20 protein-coding genes, 1 pseudogene and 1 riboswitch are annotated in these 17,909 nt (G+C 32.9%); of the genes and pseudogenes, 17 read left to right on the forward strand and 4 right to left on the reverse strand.

Translation table 11 applies throughout. The features are described 5' to 3' along the window. The first annotated feature begins 11 nt into the window (after positions 1 to 11). The 10 genes from atpE to fabZ all read left to right on the forward strand — a co-directional run bounded on the left by atpE (position 12) and on the right by fabZ (position 8,183). Positions 12 to 218: a F0F1 ATP synthase subunit C gene (gene atpE / locus KA824_RS02560; RefSeq protein ID WP_002482721.1), complete on the forward strand. Its 207-nt coding sequence runs from the start codon at positions 12 to 14 to the stop codon at positions 216 to 218. A 97-nt stretch (positions 219 to 315) separates the two neighbouring features. Next, positions 316 to 843 carry a F0F1 ATP synthase subunit B gene (locus KA824_RS02565; protein WP_107384851.1) on the forward strand — a complete coding sequence of 176 codons (528 nt, stop codon included), beginning with the start codon at positions 316 to 318 and terminating at the stop codon, positions 841 to 843. Further along, positions 843 to 1,382 carry a F0F1 ATP synthase subunit delta gene (locus KA824_RS02570; RefSeq protein WP_107384840.1) on the forward strand — a complete coding sequence of 180 codons (540 nt, stop codon included), beginning with the start codon at positions 843 to 845 and terminating at the stop codon, positions 1,380 to 1,382. The genes KA824_RS02565 and KA824_RS02570 overlap by 1 nt, the downstream gene beginning before the upstream one ends. A gap of 20 nt (positions 1,383 to 1,402) precedes the next feature. Then, complete coding sequence (atpA, locus tag KA824_RS02575) at positions 1,403 to 2,917, forward strand: F0F1 ATP synthase subunit alpha (protein WP_107384839.1); 1,515 nt, start codon at positions 1,403 to 1,405, stop codon at positions 2,915 to 2,917. A gap of 30 nt (positions 2,918 to 2,947) precedes the next feature. Beyond that, the gene (gene atpG / locus KA824_RS02580) at positions 2,948 to 3,814 is read left to right on the forward strand and encodes an ATP synthase F1 subunit gamma (protein WP_107384838.1); all 867 of its coding nucleotides are present in this window, start codon (positions 2,948 to 2,950) and stop codon (positions 3,812 to 3,814) included. Between the two features lie 21 nt (positions 3,815 to 3,835). Further along, positions 3,836 to 5,248, forward strand: a complete 1,413-nt coding sequence (gene atpD, locus KA824_RS02585; protein ID WP_107384837.1) for a F0F1 ATP synthase subunit beta — start codon at positions 3,836 to 3,838, stop codon at positions 5,246 to 5,248. An 18-nt stretch (positions 5,249 to 5,266) separates the two neighbouring features. Further along, positions 5,267 to 5,671 carry a F0F1 ATP synthase subunit epsilon gene (locus tag KA824_RS02590; protein ID WP_019468303.1) on the forward strand — a complete coding sequence of 135 codons (405 nt, stop codon included), beginning with the start codon at positions 5,267 to 5,269 and terminating at the stop codon, positions 5,669 to 5,671. 415 nt (positions 5,672 to 6,086) lie between these two features. Next, positions 6,087 to 6,320, forward strand: coding sequence for a DUF1146 family protein (locus tag KA824_RS02595; protein WP_019468304.1), 234 nt, complete (start codon positions 6,087 to 6,089; stop codon positions 6,318 to 6,320). A 101-nt stretch (positions 6,321 to 6,421) separates the two neighbouring features. Continuing rightward, a complete protein-coding gene (gene murA / locus KA824_RS02600; protein ID WP_181187763.1) occupies positions 6,422 to 7,687 on the forward strand; it encodes a UDP-N-acetylglucosamine 1-carboxyvinyltransferase in 1,266 nt (421 codons plus the stop codon). 58 nt (positions 7,688 to 7,745) lie between these two features. Then, the gene (gene fabZ, locus KA824_RS02605) at positions 7,746 to 8,183 is read left to right on the forward strand and encodes a 3-hydroxyacyl-ACP dehydratase FabZ (RefSeq protein ID WP_046207765.1); all 438 of its coding nucleotides are present in this window, start codon (positions 7,746 to 7,748) and stop codon (positions 8,181 to 8,183) included. 51 nt (positions 8,184 to 8,234) lie between these two features. Here the strand turns inward: fabZ and KA824_RS02610 are convergent, their stop codons facing one another. Next, positions 8,235 to 8,675 carry a YwpF-like family protein gene (locus KA824_RS02610; RefSeq protein WP_019468307.1) on the reverse strand — a complete coding sequence of 147 codons (441 nt, stop codon included), beginning with the start codon at positions 8,673 to 8,675 and terminating at the stop codon, positions 8,235 to 8,237. Positions 8,676 to 8,864: 189 nt separating this feature from the next. On the opposite strand from KA824_RS02610, the gene KA824_RS02615 reads away from it, so the two are divergent. From KA824_RS02615 to yidC, 7 genes are all read left to right on the forward strand, one after another. Beyond that, positions 8,865 to 9,284 carry a single-stranded DNA-binding protein gene (locus KA824_RS02615; protein WP_107386673.1) on the forward strand — a complete coding sequence of 140 codons (420 nt, stop codon included), beginning with the start codon at positions 8,865 to 8,867 and terminating at the stop codon, positions 9,282 to 9,284. A gap of 444 nt (positions 9,285 to 9,728) precedes the next feature. Further along, a complete protein-coding gene (locus tag KA824_RS02620; protein WP_107385184.1) occupies positions 9,729 to 10,430 on the forward strand; it encodes a transglycosylase family protein in 702 nt (233 codons plus the stop codon). Between the two features lie 291 nt (positions 10,431 to 10,721). Further along, positions 10,722 to 10,819, forward strand: a riboswitch (TPP riboswitch). 80 nt (positions 10,820 to 10,899) lie between these two features. Beyond that, the gene (gene tenA / locus KA824_RS02625) at positions 10,900 to 11,589 is read left to right on the forward strand and encodes a thiaminase II (RefSeq protein WP_107385185.1); all 690 of its coding nucleotides are present in this window, start codon (positions 10,900 to 10,902) and stop codon (positions 11,587 to 11,589) included. Beyond that, positions 11,582 to 12,403, forward strand: a complete 822-nt coding sequence (thiD, locus tag KA824_RS02630; RefSeq protein ID WP_107385186.1) for a bifunctional hydroxymethylpyrimidine kinase/phosphomethylpyrimidine kinase — start codon at positions 11,582 to 11,584, stop codon at positions 12,401 to 12,403. Before tenA ends, thiD begins: the two co-directional genes overlap by 8 nt. Next, entirely contained in the window at positions 12,396 to 13,175 is a 780-nt protein-coding gene (gene thiM, locus KA824_RS02635) for a hydroxyethylthiazole kinase (RefSeq protein ID WP_181187770.1), read from the forward strand. Before thiD ends, thiM begins: the two co-directional genes overlap by 8 nt. Positions 13,176 to 13,177: 2 nt before the next feature. Next, on the forward strand, positions 13,178 to 13,816 hold the full coding sequence (gene thiE, locus KA824_RS02640; protein WP_107385188.1) for a thiamine phosphate synthase: 639 nt from the start codon (positions 13,178 to 13,180) through the stop codon (positions 13,814 to 13,816). Positions 13,817 to 13,902: 86 nt separating this feature from the next. Further along, positions 13,903 to 14,772: a membrane protein insertase YidC gene (yidC, locus tag KA824_RS02645; protein ID WP_210133235.1), complete on the forward strand. Its 870-nt coding sequence runs from the start codon at positions 13,903 to 13,905 to the stop codon at positions 14,770 to 14,772. A 151-nt stretch (positions 14,773 to 14,923) separates the two neighbouring features. Here the strand turns inward: yidC and KA824_RS12860 are convergent. From KA824_RS12860 to cls, 3 genes and pseudogenes are all read right to left on the reverse strand, one after another. Then, positions 14,924 to 15,125 (reverse strand): annotated as a pseudogene (locus KA824_RS12860) (IS5/IS1182 family transposase); the annotation flags it as partial. Positions 15,126 to 15,402: 277 nt separating this feature from the next. Continuing rightward, positions 15,403 to 16,047, reverse strand: coding sequence for an HD domain-containing protein (locus KA824_RS02650; protein WP_107385191.1), 645 nt, complete (start codon positions 16,045 to 16,047; stop codon positions 15,403 to 15,405). Between the two features lie 273 nt (positions 16,048 to 16,320). Then, positions 16,321 to 17,805: a cardiolipin synthase gene (gene cls, locus KA824_RS02655; protein ID WP_107384550.1), complete on the reverse strand. Its 1,485-nt coding sequence runs from the start codon at positions 17,803 to 17,805 to the stop codon at positions 16,321 to 16,323. Between the last annotated feature and the right edge of the window lie 104 nt (positions 17,806 to 17,909).

A 17,909-nucleotide genomic window follows, 5' to 3' on the forward strand; every position in this document is an offset into this window, starting at 1 on the left:
AGGATTTTTAAATGAATTTAATCGCAGCAGCAATCGCAATCGGCTTATCAGCACTTGGTGCAGGTATTGGTAATGGTCTTATCGTTTCAAGAACAGTAGAAGGTGTCGCTCGTCAACCAGAAGCACGTGGTCAATTAATGGGTATTATGTTCATCGGTATCGGTTTAGTTGAGGCGTTACCAATTATAGGTGTAGTTATCGCTTTCATGTCACTATAAGTAAACTAGTCTTTATGGCGAAGTCTTCTGGGCTCTCGCCGTTCGTTTTTATCAAAATACCTTATGATTATACTGGATGAAAGGAGTGTCTATGAAAGTGACTGCTACGACTAATATGTTCGTTCTAGGTGCGGCTAGTGGCGGCGGTGTACAATGGGGAACAATCATTGTTACGATTGCTACATTTGCCATTTTACTTTTACTATTGAAAAAGTTTGCTTGGGGCCCACTTAAAGAAGTGATGGACAAACGTGAACACGATATTAATAAAGATATCGACGATGCTGAACAAGCTAAATTAAATGCTCAAAAACTAGAAGCACAAAACAAACAAACACTAAAAGAAACACAAGAAGAGGTTCATAAAATTTTAGAAGAGTCTAAAATACAAGCCCGTAAACAGCACGAAGAAATCATTCACGAAGCCAACATTAGAGCCAATGGTATGATTGAAACAGCACAAAATGAAATAAACAGTGAAAAAGAACGTGCACTTGCGGATATTAACAATCAGGTTTCTGAACTTTCAGTACTTATTGCTTCAAAAGTACTTCAAAAAGAAATTTCAGAAAAAGATCAAAAAGAATTAGTTGAAAAGTACATTAAAGAGGCAGGCGATAAATAATGGCTAATGTAGCAAAAAAATATGCAAAAGCGTTATTTGATACTGCTAAAGAAAAAGCGTTACTCGATCAAATGTATGAAGAATTTTCAACAATTGACGAAGCAGTACAACCTGAAGTTGGAAAATTAAAAGAATTAGACACAGATCCGCAAAAAGATGTAACACAACGTCAACGTTTTGTTGCTATTATTTTTGGACATGCAAATCAATATTTACAGAATATGTTTATGGTGCTTGCAAGTAATCGCCACCTTACATATACTCATGAAATATTTTTAGCTTTTGAAACCTTATATAATGAATATCATAATCAAGACTTTGCAGTTATTGAATCAGTTTATAAACTATCTGAGGATGAAATAGCAAGTATTGATTCAATTATAAAATCACGTACAAAACTTTCAAAACTAATGATAACAAATGAAATAAATCCAGATCTTATCGGTGGTATCCGAGTTAAAGTCGGTACGAAAGTGATGGATGCAAGTATTAAAAATGATCTTGCCAAACTTGAAAAGCAATTTATTAGAGTGAAATAAAAATTGAAGGAGTGACATAGATGGCCATTAAAGCTGAAGAAATCAGTGCATTACTTCGCTCACAAATAGAAAATTATGAGTCAGAAATGGCTGTTACTGATGTAGGTACAGTTCTGCAAATTGGTGATGGTATCGCTTTAATCCACGGATTAAATGACGTTATGGCTGGTGAGCTTATTGAATTTAATAACGGCGTTCTAGGTTTAGCACAAAACTTAGAAGAATCCAATGTCGGTGTAGTAATTTTAGGCCCTTACGCGGATATAAAAGAGGGAGACGAAGTAAAACGAACTGGACGTATCATGGAAGTTCCAGTTGGTGAGGAGTTACTTGGTCGTGTCGTTAACCCATTAGGACAAGCAATTGATGGTCAAGGACCAATCAATACTACAAAAACACGTCCTGTAGAGAAGAAAGCAACTGGTGTAATGGATCGTAAATCTGTAGATGAACCATTACAAACAGGTATCAAAGCAATTGATGCACTTGTACCAATTGGTCGTGGGCAGCGTGAATTAATTATCGGTGACCGTCAAACAGGTAAAACAACGGTTGCCATTGATACAATTTTGAACCAAAGAGATCAAGATACAATTTGTATATACGTTGCTATCGGACAAAAAGACTCAACGGTTCGAGCAAATGTTGAAAAATTACGTCAAGAAGGTGCATTAGATTATACAATTGTTGTTTCTGCTTCAGCAGCAGATCCAGCACCTATGCTTTATATCTCGCCATATTCTGGTGTAGCAATGGCTGAAGAATTCATGTTTGCTGGCAAAGATGTTTTAATCGTTTATGATGATTTAACAAAACAAGCTGCAGCTTACCGTGAATTATCACTATTATTACGTAGACCTCCAGGTCGTGAAGCTTATCCTGGTGACGTATTCTACTTACATAGTAGATTATTAGAGAGAGCAGCTAAATTAAATGATGATTTAGGTGGCGGTTCAATCACAGCGTTACCTATTATTGAGACACAAGCAGGCGATATTGCTGCTTATGTTCCTACAAACGTAATTTCTATTACAGATGGACAAATATTCTTGCAATCTGACTTATTCTTCTCTGGTGTTAGACCAGCGATTAATGCAGGACAATCAGTATCACGTGTTGGTGGTTCTGCACAAATTAAAGCGATGAAAAAAGTTGCCGGAACTTTACGTCTAGATTTAGCATCATATCGTGAATTAGAATCATTCGCGCAATTTGGGTCTGATTTAGATGAATTTACTGCTAAAAAATTAGAACGTGGTAAACGTACAGTTGAAATATTAAAACAAGATAAAAACAAACCACTACCTGTAGAAAATCAAGTTTTAATTATTTATGCTTTAACAAAAGGACATTTAGATGATATCCCAGTAGTTGATATTACGCGTTTTGAAGACGAGTTGAATCAATGGGCTAAATCGAATGCATCTGATTTATTAAATGAAATCAAAACGACGGGTGCTTTACCTAATGATGAATCATTTGAATCAGCAATCAATGAATTCAAGAAGAGTTTTAGCAAATCAGAGGAAGCATAATAGTTAATGTAGATAAAAGGTGGTGAGATAATGGCATCTCTTAAAGAAATCGATACACGAATAAAATCAACAAAAAAGATGAAACAGATTACGAAAGCAATGAACATGGTTTCTAGTTCGAAATTGCGTCGTGCTGAAAAAAACACGAATCAATTCAGACCATATATGGCTAAAATGCAAGATGCAATTACAGCCGTTGCTGGTGCGGACAAAAATTCACATCATCCAATGTTACAACAGCGAGAAGTGAAGAAAAGTGGTTATATCGTAATTACTAGTGACCAAGGCCTTGCAGGTGCATACAATGCAAATGTATTGAAACATCTGATGAAAGATATTGAACGCAAACATAGTAGTAGTGATGAATATTCCATCTTAGTTTTAGGTCAAACAGGTGTTGATTTTCTTAAAAATAAAGGATATGAGATTCATGATTCTTTAACAGAAGTTCCTGATCAACCTTCATTTAAAGAGATACAAGCAATTGCTAAAAAAGCGATAGATTTGTATAACGACGAGATTGTGGATGAGGTAAAAATTTATTACAGTCACTTCGTAAGTGTTTTAGAAAACACACCTTCGATGAAAACTGTGCTTCCATTGTCTCCTGAAGATTCAAGCTTAGGACATGGTCAAATGTCTTCATATGAATTTGAACCAGACAAAGAAGCAATATTAAGTGTTATTTTACCTCAATATGTTGAAAGTTTAATATATGGAACGATTTTAGATGCAAAAGCAAGTGAACATGCTACACGTATGACGGCTATGAAAAATGCATCTGATAATGCGACAGATATCATTGATGATTTATCTATCGAGTATAACAGAGCGAGACAAGCAGCAATCACTCAACAAATTACTGAAATCGTTGGTGGCGCAGTTGCACTTGAATAATGATTAAAGGAGGAAAATAGCATGGGATTAGGCCGTGTAACACAAGTTATGGGTCCAGTAATTGATGTTCGCTTTGAGCACAATGAAGTTCCAGAAATTAATAATGCCTTAGTTCTCGATATAGAAAGAGAAGAAGGTAATGTTGAATTAACGTTAGAAGTTGCATTACAACTTGGCGATGACGTAGTACGAACAATCGCAATGGATTCAACTGATGGTGTTAAACGTGGTACAGAAGTTAGAGATAGCGGAAATAGTATTAGCGTACCAGTTGGTAATGAAACATTAGGTAGAGTATTTAATGTATTAGGTGATACGATAGATTTAGATGAAAACATAGATGACTCAGTGCGTCGTGATCCAATTCATAGAGAAGCACCTGCATTTGATCAGTTATCTACTAAAGTTGAAATTTTAGAAACAGGTATCAAAGTCATTGATTTATTAGCACCATATATTAAAGGTGGTAAAGTTGGATTATTCGGTGGTGCCGGTGTTGGTAAAACCGTATTAATTCAAGAATTAATCAATAATATCGCTCAAGAGCACGGCGGTATATCAGTATTTGCTGGTGTAGGTGAACGTACTCGTGAAGGTAATGACCTATATTTTGAAATGAGTGATAGTGGTGTTATTAAAAAGACAGCAATGGTATTTGGACAAATGAACGAACCACCTGGTGCGCGTATGCGAGTAGCACTTTCTGGTTTAACTATGGCTGAATATTTCCGTGATGAACAAGGACAAGATGTTCTATTATTCATAGATAACATCTTTAGATTTACACAAGCTGGTTCAGAAGTTTCTGCGTTATTAGGTCGTATGCCTTCAGCTGTTGGTTACCAGCCAACGTTAGCAACTGAAATGGGACAATTACAAGAACGTATTACTTCTACAACTAAAGGTTCTGTAACATCAATTCAAGCGGTATTCGTACCAGCCGATGATTATACTGACCCAGCACCAGCTGCAGTATTTGCCCACTTAGATTCAACTACAAACTTAGAACGTAAATTAACTGAAATGGGTATTTATCCTGCAGTTGATCCTTTAGCATCTACTTCTAGAGCGCTTGACCCATCAATTGTTGGCCAAGAACATTATGAAGTAGCACGTGAAGTACAATCTACTTTACAAAAATATAGAGAGTTACAAGATATTATAGCTATTTTAGGTATGGATGAACTTTCTGAAGAAGATAAACAAACTGTAGAACGCGCACGTCGTATTCAGTTCTTCTTATCACAAAACTTCCACGTTGCTGAACAATTTACTGGCCAAAAAGGATCTTATGTGTCTGTTCAAAAAACAGTAGAAGGCTTCAAAGCAATATTAAATGGTGATTACGATCATATTCCAGAAGACGCATTCCGTCTAGTTGGAAGTATGGATGAAGTAATTGAAAAAGCTAAAGATATGGGTGTTGAAGTTTAAAATTAGGAGGTATGGATAATGAATACATTAAGCCTAAATATTGTCACTCCTAATGGTTCTGTTTACGACCGAGAAGATGTTACTCTTGCAGTATTACAAACTACTGCTGGAGAAATCGGTGTCATGTATGGACATATTCCAACAGTTGCAGCACTTGAAATTGGCTATGCCAAAATTAATTTTGACGGTGGTTCAGAATATATTGCAGTGAGTGAAGGTTTTGTTGAAGTAAGACAAGATAAATTATCAATCATTGTTCAAACTGCAGAGCCTGCGAATGAAATTGATGTCGCTAGAGCAGAATTAGCAAAATCAAGAGCAGAATCTCATTTAAACAATGAAGAAGATAGCAGTGACATAAATAGAGCCAAACGCGCATTAGATCGTGCTAATAACCGTCTTCGTGTCGCTCAATTACAATAATGAATATAAGATATTCTATTATGTTTATCAAAAAAGTCGACAAAGTATAAAACTTTGTCGACTTTTTTCTATTTTTTGATTAAGACATGTTAAAATCAAAATTTTAGCGTATGATTATCAATGACATATTGATTTAAGTAATAGCTTGTATTTACTATATTAAAATATTTTTATGAAGACTTACATTTACATATGATTTTTCATAATCATTTATAAAGGAAGAAAATAATTGATAAATGACTAAAATAATTAAAAGTATTTAATTTTAATTGTTATGCATATATGTCATATATAATGGGAAAATAATACTAAATTGACGCTTTATTATTTAAATGTCAGTTATCTCATTATTAAGTATCTTTTGCATAGTGTTTCGTGTAAAATATATAAATAGTGTTTAGCAAGGAGAATAATTATGGAATATTTGGGACAGTTTTCAATTGTACATCTCATCTTACATGTCCTTTGTATTTGCATTGCCTATTGGGCATTGAATGCAGTGAGATTGGAACAATTTTTTAAAAAAGGTTTTCCAGTACAAGTTCAAATTTGTATGATATTTTTAGCAATATTAATCGGGACTTCAGTCAGCAATTTTATTGTAGATTTGTTACAATTTTCTACACAAATAAAATATTTGGCACAATAATTCAAATAATTGTATATTACGCATGATTATCGATATAATTTAGTAGTAAGTTTGATTGAAAATTAAAGGCAATTTATAAGTAGTTAAGTGGAGGATTTAAGATGGATAAGATAGAAATTAATGGTGGTAAAAAATTAACTGGTGAAGTGAAAGTTTCAGGTGCAAAAAATGCAGTATTACCAGTATTGACAGCATCACTATTAGCATCAAAAGGCGTGAGCAAGTTAAAAAATGTACCAGCACTTAGTGACGTAGAAACAATTAATAATGTAATATCAACATTAAATGCTGATGTTTCTTATAATAAAGAGCAAGAAGAAGTTACAGTAGATGCAACAAAACAATTAAATGAAGAAGCACCATATGAATATGTAAGTAAGATGAGAGCAAGTATTCTTGTTATGGGCCCATTATTGGCACGATTAGGTCATGCCAAAGTGGCTTTACCTGGTGGTTGCGCTATTGGTTCTAGACCGATTGAACAGCATATTAAAGGTTTTGAAGAGCTTGGTGCAGAAATCCATATGGATGGTGGTTTTATATACGCAAACACAACTAATGGATTGAAAGGTACAACGATTCACTTAGATTTTCCTAGCGTAGGTGCGACACAAAATATTATAATGGCAGCTTCTTTAGCTGATGGTAAAACTGTTTTAGAAAACGTCGCACGAGAACCAGAAATCGTTGATTTGGCTAATTATATCAATGAAATGGGTGGAAATGTATTAGGAGCCGGTACGGACACGATCACGATTGAAGGCGTTGAAGCTTTATATGGCGTTGAGCATTCAATTATACCTGATAGAATAGAAGCAGGTACATTATTAATTGCCGGTGCAATTACAAGAGGAAATGTTTTAGTAAACGGTGCAATCAAAGAACATATGACGAGCTTAGTTTATAAACTAGAAGAAATGGGAGTTAATCTAGAATATTTTGATGATGCAATTCGTGTAAGTGCCGAAAACGAATTGAAACCAATAGATATCAAAACTCTTCCGCATCCTGGTTTCCCTACAGATATGCAATCACAAATGATGGCGTTATTATTAACTGCAAAAGGGCACAAAGTAGTAACTGAAACTGTGTTTGAAAATAGATTTATGCATGTCGGTGAATTTAAAAGAATGAATGCTAAAATTACTGTAGAAGGTAGAAGTGCAAAAATTGAAGGTAAAAGTGAACTTCAAGGTACTCAAGTTAAAGCAACAGATTTACGTGCTGCAGCAGCACTAATTTTAGCAGGCCTAGTGGCTGAAGGTACAACATATGTTACTGAATTAAAACACTTAGACAGAGGATATGTTGATTTACATGGTAAATTGAAAGCATTAGGTGCTGATATCAAAAGAACACAAGATTAATGTTATAATATATTAATAAATTGGAAATAGATAGAAGTATAGTTGGAGGAAGCAAATTATGGAAACAATTTTTGACTACAACCAAATAAAAGAGATTATTCCACATAGGCAACCATTTTTATTAATTGATCGTGTCGTAGAATACGATGAAGGTCAACGATGTGTGGCCATTAAGCAAGTTTCAGGTAATGAACCATTCTTTCAAGGTCATTTTCCAGAATATGCTGTAATGCCTGGTGTATTAATTACTGAAGCTTTAGCCCAAACAGGTGCAGTTGCTATGTTAAATAGTGAAGCAAATAAAGGTAAACTTGCACTATTTGCTGGTATCGATAAATGTCGTTTTAAAAAACAAGTAACCCCAGGAGATACTTTGCGCTTAGAAGTTGAAATAACGAAGCTCAGAGGTCCTATAGGTAAGGGTAGTGCTAAAGCAACAGTTGATGGACAATTAGCATGTAGTTGTGAGTTAACATTTGCTTTGCAAGATAAATAGTATATAAAAATAGTGTTACAGACTGTTTTCAACAGAATGTAACACTATTTTTTATTTATCAATTTTTTCATCTTTAAGTCTTGGTTTAGATTGCATCAATCTATTAAATGATTTCTTCAAGTCGTCGCCAGTTAAACCTTCATCTATTAATTGTTCTAATAAACTTTCAGCGTAAACTTGTCTCAATGTGTAAATATGACATTCACAAACAACAGAAATTGTATCTTCTAATTGAATGATATGTTTAATGGTCGCATCAAACAAAGCTGGATCGTTAGCAGGTCTAGTGATAACGACACGTATGTCTAGTAATGTCTCGTTTTCCATATATGCTTTCATAGTTTCATAGTGATAATCTGATATGACGATTTCAAGCAACCAGCCAGTGCCACTGTTTTCCTTATTGATAATGACACCATCTTCTAATTCGTACTCAGTCACGCCACCATTCTCTGATACGATTTGAAATCGAACGGCTTTAAATGTTTTCATCGTCTCACATCCATTTAATTAATTTAAACTCTACAAAAAATGCATTTATATTATTATTATAACGTAATTTTCTATGAGAAAGGTGAAAAAAGTAGAAATAAGTATTCGATTACTATTTTAAATTTTAAAAAATGTGTTTTGACGGAATCATGTGAATTTTTTATGATTAGCTTATAAAGGAGGTGACATATGATTAACAGTATTGTCATTGTAGGGAGACTAACAAAAGACCCTAAAATTTATGATAAGGAGGGAAATAAACTAGCTACATTTTGCGTAGCTGTTTCAAGAAATTATAAAGATAAAAATCAAAAAGATATTTGTGATTATTTATTCTGTAAAGCATTCGGAAAAATTGCTAATAATGTCGAAAAATATATCAATCAAGGCTCATTAGTTGGTATAACTGGACAAATGCAATCGAGAAAATTTGAAAAAGAAGGACAGATGCATTTTGTATCAGAAGTTTTTATTGAAACTATTAAATTTATGTCCCCACGCTCTAAAAATGAAGATGAAGCACTTTTTGACCCACTTCCAATAGTCCCAAATCAAGAACTTATTAATAAATTTCATTTAGAGGAAAACGATATTTATGAAATTGTATAAAGTTTCAGGCATTTCCAACTCCCCATTAATTTAACCCATCAAATCTAATATACATTTAATCCTACTATTGAATTATACTTCTATCAGGCTATTCCTATTAACTCAAAAATGATTCAATAGGAATAGCTAATATACATACTTATATAGCAAACATATCCATTATAAAAAAGCCAAAATTCATACTAATATAATACAGAATAATCAGATAAATTACAATATCATTACACAACATACTTTTTATTATTACTAGTATAAACTTTCATAGCAGTTTTTAAAGTGAAAAGTTATGCTTTTATACTATTTTGAAAATGTAATACCCGTGTAAAGAAAAGGTGTACTTTTTTATTTGGCTGTAACCTGCTACTGTTTTTTAGATGTTATAGTTGTACTTGCAAATTAATCATAACGAAAAAATTATTTACCTTATAGGAGGAATTTTTAAAAATGAAAAAAACAGTATTAGCTTCAACATTAGCAGTAGGCTTAGGCGTAACAGGATTCGCAGCAGGAAACTCAGCAGACGCAGCTGAACAAGGTGTTGACAAAGCAGAATTAGCAAACTTAGCACAATCTAATCCAGAACAATTAAATGCATCACCTGTACAAGAGGGTGCATATAACTATAATTTTAATTTCAATGGTACAAACTATAATTTTGAATCAGATGGCCAAACATGGTCATGGAGTTTTGGTGGAGGTTCTAGTGAAGATGTTTCATCAGAACAAACAACTTCTGTTGAACAACCTCAACAAACACAAACTGAACAACCAGCACAAGAAGCACAAACTGAGCAACCAGCTCAACAAGCTGCTCCACAAACTGAACAAACACAACAACCACAACAAGAAGCAACTACAAAAGCTTCAACTCAATCATCAAGTTCAAATGAAGCTTCAAATAGTTCATCAGGTGTGAATGCACACTTACAACAAATCGCGCAACGTGAATCAGGTGGCGATATTCATGCTACAAATCCATCATCAGGTGCTTCAGGTAAGTTCCAATTCTTACAAAGTACATGGGATTCAGTAGCTCCAGCTGAATATCAAGGTCAACCAGCAGCTAACGCACCAGAATCAGTTCAAGATGCTGCAGCTCAAAAATTATATGACGAAGTTGGCGCTTCACAATGGGTTACTGCATAATATAACAATAATGTAATATATTATTATACAAAGCTAAGACAATTTAATTGTCTTAGCTTTTTTTATTATATAGGAAATAGCGCAGGTAAACTTAGAGACTAACTCATTTTTTCTATCTTAAATATCGGAAGTATATAAGTGGTAATATAATCATATTTCTGTATAAATGTTTGGAGAAAATTCATACCATGAATACTCTTTTGTTAAATATTTTTTAAATGGTCATAGTTGATATAACTCATTTTATTGCAATAGGTGGTATACTTTGATATGTTTTATATAAATACATTATAAAACTACTAGGGGAGCCTTATGGCTGAGATGAGAAATTCAGACCCTTATAACCTGATTTGGTTAAGACCAACGTAGGAAAGTAGCGTTCATTAATATTTGGAAAATTGCTCTAATATATTTATTAATAAACTACATTCCTACGGGGATGTAGTTTTTTTAATTAGGAGGGCTAAATTTGTTGTTTTCACAGGAATTAAAAGAAGCTTCAAAACCAATTATTGAGGATATTTATAATGATTCGTTTATTCAAGAAATGTTACACGGTACGATTTCTAACGAAGCTTTGAAATTTTACTTAAGAGCAGATGCTTCGTATTTAAAAGAATTTGCAAATATATATGCATTGCTAATACCAAAAATGAATAGATTGGAAGAAGTCCAATTTTTAGTAGAACAAATTCAATTTATAGTTGATGGTGAAGTAGAAGCACATGAAATATTAGCGGCATACGTACAAGAAAACTATGATGAAATCGTCCAAGAAAAAGTTTGGCCACCAAGTGGAGACCATTATATCAAACATATGTATTTCAATGCTTATTCAAAAGAAAATGCAGCATATACAATTGCAGCAATGGCACCATGTCCGTATGTGTATCAGGTGATTGCTAAAGAAGCATTGAAAGATAATGAATTAAATAAAGACTCAATTTTATCAAAATGGTTTGAATTTTATAGCACAGAAATGGATGAATTAGTAAATATCTTCGATGGTTTAATGGACCGGTTAACTCAAAATATTTCTGTTGAAGAAAAAGAGGCAATAAAATCTTGTTTCTTACAAAGTACGATACATGAACGAAATTTCTTTAATATGGCTTATATACAAGAAAATTGGTTATATGGAGGTCAAACAAATGAATAAACCTAAAATAGCATTAACGATTGCAGGAACAGACCCTACAGGTGGCGCAGGTGTCATGGCAGATTTGAAATCATTTCATGCATGTGGTGTATATGGTATGGCAGCAATAACTAGTATTGTGGCACAAAATACAAAAGGCGTACAGCACATTCATAATCTAGATTCAACATGGTTAGAAGAGCAAATGGAAAGTGTATTTTCCGATGAACTGCCACATGCTTTGAAAACTGGTATGATTGCATCAAAAGAAATGATGGAGATTATTCAAACATATTTAAAAAAATATGATGATATTCCTTATGTAATTGATCCGGTTATGTTAGCGAAAAGTGGTGATTCACTAATGGATGATGATGCCAAAGCTAACTTACAAAATATTTTATTGCCTTATGCTACAATAGCGACACCTAATTTACCAGAAGCTGAGGAAATTACTGGCATTACTATTAATGATCAACAATCTATTTATCAAGCTGGCAATATATTTATCAATGAAATTGGTAGCAAAGGTGTAGTTATAAAAGGTGGGCATTCAAATGATGAAAATAAATCTATAGATTATTTATTTACGCAAGATGATGTGTATACTTTTGAAGAACCAAGATATGATACCAAACATACACATGGAACTGGATGTACTTTTTCAGCCGTTATTACCGCAGAGTTAGCTAAAGGGAAATCTATGTTTGATGCAGTTCAAAAAGCAAAAAAATTTATTTCTCTTAGTATTAAACATACACCTGAAATTGGTTTTGGTAGAGGACCAGTAAACCATTTTGCATATATGAAGGAAGTTGGTTTAGATGATGAATAATTTGGAAAAATTAAGAGCGGATCAACCGCTTGTAATATGTTATACGAACGATGTAGTGAAAAATTTTACTGCGAATGGTTTGTTAAGTCTTGGTGCTAGTCCAGCAATGAGTGAGGCACCTGAAGAAGCATATGATATGCTGACAGCTGCAAAAGCATTGTTAATAAATATCGGTACGTTAACAAAAGAAAGAGAACAAGATATTTTTAAAATCGCAAAAACAGCGAATCAACTTGGCAAACCGATTATATTTGATACTGTTGCTGTAGGTGCTTCACAATATCGCAACGATTTTTGTAAAAGATTTCTGAATGAAATAAAAGTTACTGTTATTAAAGGTAATGCTTCTGAAATTTTAACGTTAATTAACAGTGATACAAAAATGAAAGGAACTGATAGTGATAATAGTTTAGATTCAGTATCGATTGCAAATGAAGCATATGAACATTTTAATACGTCGATTGTTATCACTGGCAAAGAGGATGTCATTGCTCAAAATGAACGCATATTTAAACTATCTAACGGATCTTCATTGTTGGCAAAAATAACTGGTGCTGGTTGTTTATTAGGAGCTATAGTTGCAAGTTTTGTTGAATTAGAAGATCCATCTATAAATGCATTAATAGAAGCGGTATCTATATATAATATCGCTGCTGAACAAGCTGAACAAATTTCAGCAGGACCTGGTACTTTTAAAGTGGAGTTATTAAATGCATTATACAACATTACTTTTGAAACATATCTACAATATCATAATAAGCAAGAGGTGTAACTATGTTTAATAAAGAGTATTTAAAGCTATATTTTATTTGTGGAACGCAAGATATACCAAAGAACAAATCAATCATAGATGTTGTGACTGAAGCTTTAGAATCTGGGATTACAATGTTTCAATTTCGAGAAAAAGGAGAGGGCTCATTAACTGGAAATGCCAAAATAGAGCTTGCACAAAAGTTATTCTCTTTATGTAAAAGTTACAGTGTTCCTTTTATTGTTAATGATGATGTAGACTTAGCAAATGTTATAGATGCAGATGGAATACATGTAGGACAAAATGATGCAAATGTTGATGTATTCGCTAGTGCATTTACCGATAAAATAATAGGACTTAGTGTAAGTGACTTAGAAGAATATCAAGCATCTGACTTATCCAACGTTGATTATATCGGTGTTGGACCGATGTATCATACTGGATCGAAATCAGATGCTAAAGCTCCAGTAGGGCCGGAAATGATTCAAACATTAAGAACTAAAGTTCAAGGTTTTCCAATTGTTGCAATTGGAGGTATTCATACAAAAAATGCTGAAATAATTATGAATCATGGTGCAGATGGATTATCAATCATTTCAGCCATCGCGAAAAGTTCAAATATCCCAGAAACTGTACAACAATTTTTACAAACTGTTGAATAATGCGGAAAATTTCTTTTTTTGTTTTCTACTTTCCTTTGAGTATGATAAAATAAATTTTATGTGAATATATCATTAGAGGTGGAAAAATGAAAAAGAAAGCGCTACTACCTTTTTTATTAGGTGTAATGGTCTTATTAGCAGGCTGTGACTATTCTAAACCTGAAAATAGAGATGGATTTTTCTTTAATACGTTTGTAGAACCGATGGACAAATTAATTCATTGGTTGGGAACAAGTTTTAACAATGATTATGGTTTAGCAATAGTAGTACTTGTATTGGCAATACGTGTTGTATTATTGCCTTTCATGTTATCAAACTATAAAAATAGTCATATGATGCGAGAAAAGATGAAGGTTGCAAAACCAGATATCGATGCAGTTCAAGAAAAAGTTAAGCGTTCAAGAACGCAAGAAGAAAAAATGGCTGCAAACCAAGAAATGATGGAAGTATATAAAAAATACGATATGAATCCAATGAAGAGCATGTTAGGTTGTTTACCAATCTTAATTCAAATGCCAATCATTATGGGCTTATTCTTCGTATTAAAATACCCTTCAAGTGGTGGATTTACTGAACACCCAAATTTCTTATGGTTCAATTTGTCACAACCTGATATTTGGATTACAATTATCGCTGGTATTTTATACTTCTTACAAGCATATGTATCAAGTAAGAGTATGCCGAATGAACAACGTCAAATGGGATATATGATGATGATTATTTCTCCAATTATGATTGTTTGGATTTCTTTAAGTTCTGCGTCTGCATTAGGTCTTTATTGGTCAGTCAGTGCGGCATTCTTGATTGTACAAACTCAAGTTGCCAACATGTATTATTCTAACCTTGCTAAAAAGGAAGTTGCTCCAATGATTGAAGCAATGAAGAATAATGATTCTGATAAACCTAGCAAAGGCAAGAATACACAAGTAGCTCCTAAGAAATCTAAAAAGAAATAGTGCGTCATATCATTAATTAAAATGACAAACCTGGTACATAATAAATAGCAGGTATAAAGCATAAGAAGCGTCTGAGACATAAAGTTCTTGGATAAGTAAAAAAGGCAATTTCTATTGAAATAATATAGAAATTGCCTTTTTCATTTTATATTTGATTTTGTGACAACCACATCATTCGGATACGATTATAAAGTAGTTTTTCTATTTTACTACCAGAGCATACGGATTGTGAGTAAATATATAGAATGATTTTTAATATCATTTTGATATGATGTAACACTACAATGATGTTTGCATTCATCAAGTACATTTTTAGGGATTGTTTCAAAGATTTCATTAACATGTCGTGATAAATACATATAAATACGACGTATTTTGGCGGAACGCTTGAGGGAATAGGACAAGCTGAAGACTACTGGCTGAATCTGTTCCCTCAGATAGCAAGCCAACAATACGGAGTATGGAATAAAAAGAAGCACTTAGATGAATTAAAAAAATCATCTGAGTGCTATTTTTCTGGAATTTATGTCCCAATATTTTCTGTTTATTTTAAATAAATGTAATTTAATTTCGATAGTTAATAAACCATCAAATTTTAAAAGTCAATCTGTAACTACCATTATTAAAATTTTAAAAATACCATTCTTTAAAAAAAGTATCTACATAATTTTTCATATATTCATGGCGTTGTTGTGCCAAATTTTTTGCAGTTTTAGTATGCATAAGAGATTTAAGTTTAAATAATTTTTCATAAAAGTGTTTAATTGCAGAAGGCTCCCAATCAAAATATGGTTGATTAGATTCATCTATGTTATAGGATTGATGCTCAATCCACATAGGTTCACCGAAATAACCTGCAAATTGAAACGTGCGTGCTATACCAATTGCACCAATAGCATCTAAACGATCTGCATCACGAACTATTTGTCCTTCAATTGACAATTGAATATGATCATTCTTACCATTTTTATAACTTATATGTTCAATGATATGTAATATATTTTGTTGTAACGTATAATCAAGTTCCAAATGATTAAGAAATTGTACTAATTTTATTTTTGCTTCTTTGGTATTGGTAAGTTTTTCGTCTATGGTGTCATGTAAAATACTTGCTAATTGAATGGTGAGTAAATGACCTTGTTGTTCATTCATAGCAATATATTTTGCTAATCTTGTAACACGTTTTACATGTGCAACATCATGTCCAGTTGTATCATCACAGTGAAAAGATGTCATATAGTCTTGTGCTTTAGAGATTATGTCATTATCTGTCATATAAAATTGCCTCCATTTTGAGAAAATTAAATTAGTAAATAAAATTTGAGGTTAAAATATTTTTGAAAAATATTTTAATATGTTCAAGTAGTGAGAAAAAATCAATATTTTTAAGATTTTCTAAGATAAAACGCCGTATAGCTAAATAAGAATGACTCAAAAGTATGTATATACTTTAAAAATTCATATATAAAGAAACATATTTTAGACACGTACAATTACTAAGATTAAAAATGTCCGAGACATATGATAAGCCTCGGACTACTAATTATTCTATAAAATAGGGGATAATAATCTTGAGATGCCTTCTTTAAATTTGACCCATAAACTTCTCTGTTCATATAATGCTTTCGTTAGTCTATAAGAAACGTTTAAATCATTTTCAAAAGCCACTCTTAAAGCTTTAGCTATATGTGTGTCATAGATAAATGCATTTATCTCAAAGTTTAATGTGAAGCTACGGTGATCCATATTTGTTGTACCAACACTGGCAACTTCATCGTCAATCACAAGAGTTTTAGAATGTAAGAACCCGTTATTGTAGTGGAAAATATTCACACCAGCATCTAATAAAGAAGCAACGTTATTGTATGTTGCCCAATAAACAAAAGGATGGTCCGGTTTATTGGGTATCATGATATTAACATTCACGCCACCTAATGACGCAATTTTAACAGCGTCTAGAAATGCTTGGTCGGGTATAAAATATGGCGATTGTATATAAATAGAATGCTTTGCAGAAGCAATCATTTTTAAATAACCGTATTTTATCTGTTCCCACGTTTCATCAGGACCACTTGAAGCAATTTGTACACCGGTTGTGCCACCTGAATCTACATCTGGGAAATAGCGTTCTTCATATTTTAAGTTATCACGTGTTGAGTGTGAGTTCCAGTCTAGCATAAAGCGTAGTTGTAAAGCGTTAACAGCATCACCAACAATACGGAGATGTGTATCTCTCCAATAGCCAAACTTTTTCTTAAGTCCCAAATATTCGTCACCGACGTTAAAACCACCTACGTAACCGATATGTCCATCGATAACAACAATTTTTCTATGATTACGGTTGTTCATTCTCAAATTGATTAATGGTAATTTAGAAGGGAAGAATGCTTCTACGAGTCCACCTTTTTTTCTAAAAGCTTTAAAGTCTTTAATTGATAAACCTCTAGAGCCCATATCATCATAAAGCATTTTCACTTCGACACCTTCATTAAGCTTATGTTCTAATGCTGTCAATATTCGTTTTCCTAATTGATCATTACGGAAAATATAGTATTGAATATGTATATAATCTTTGGCATTATATATATCTTCAATGAGTGAATCAAATTTTTCTTTTCCATCTACAAAAATGGTTATATCATTATCAGTAGTTAAGAAAGCCGCATTATTATACAATAACATTTGCACCATATCTTTAAATTTCACGATCTGATGATTGCCTTTAGAAAAGTCGTCATTTTTCAAGGCTTCTAGTTGTTCATTTACAATCATTTCAATGCCGACTTTATCTTCTTCATCTAAACTAAAGATATGTTCTCGTTGGATTTGGCGACCAAAAAGTAAATATACGATAAAACCTAAAATAGGTATAAGACCCAAAACCAATATCCATGCCCAAACAGAACCTGCAGATCGTCGCTCCATAAAGATAATTGTAAATGCAAAGATTAGGTTTAATATAAATGCGCCAATCAGAATGACATTAATGATGACGTTCGTATGGTTGTACGTTATAGCAAAAATATCTATCATATTAAACCTCCAAATTGCTATTCAATTAATTTACAATTGATAAATTCTTAATCATTGTAACATGGTACCACGTTTTTATCACTTGACTAATACCTGACAGGGGT

This window comes from Staphylococcus sp. GDY8P198P, from assembly GCF_017891615.1.
Lineage (GTDB): Bacteria > Bacillota > Bacilli > Staphylococcales > Staphylococcaceae > Staphylococcus > Staphylococcus cohnii.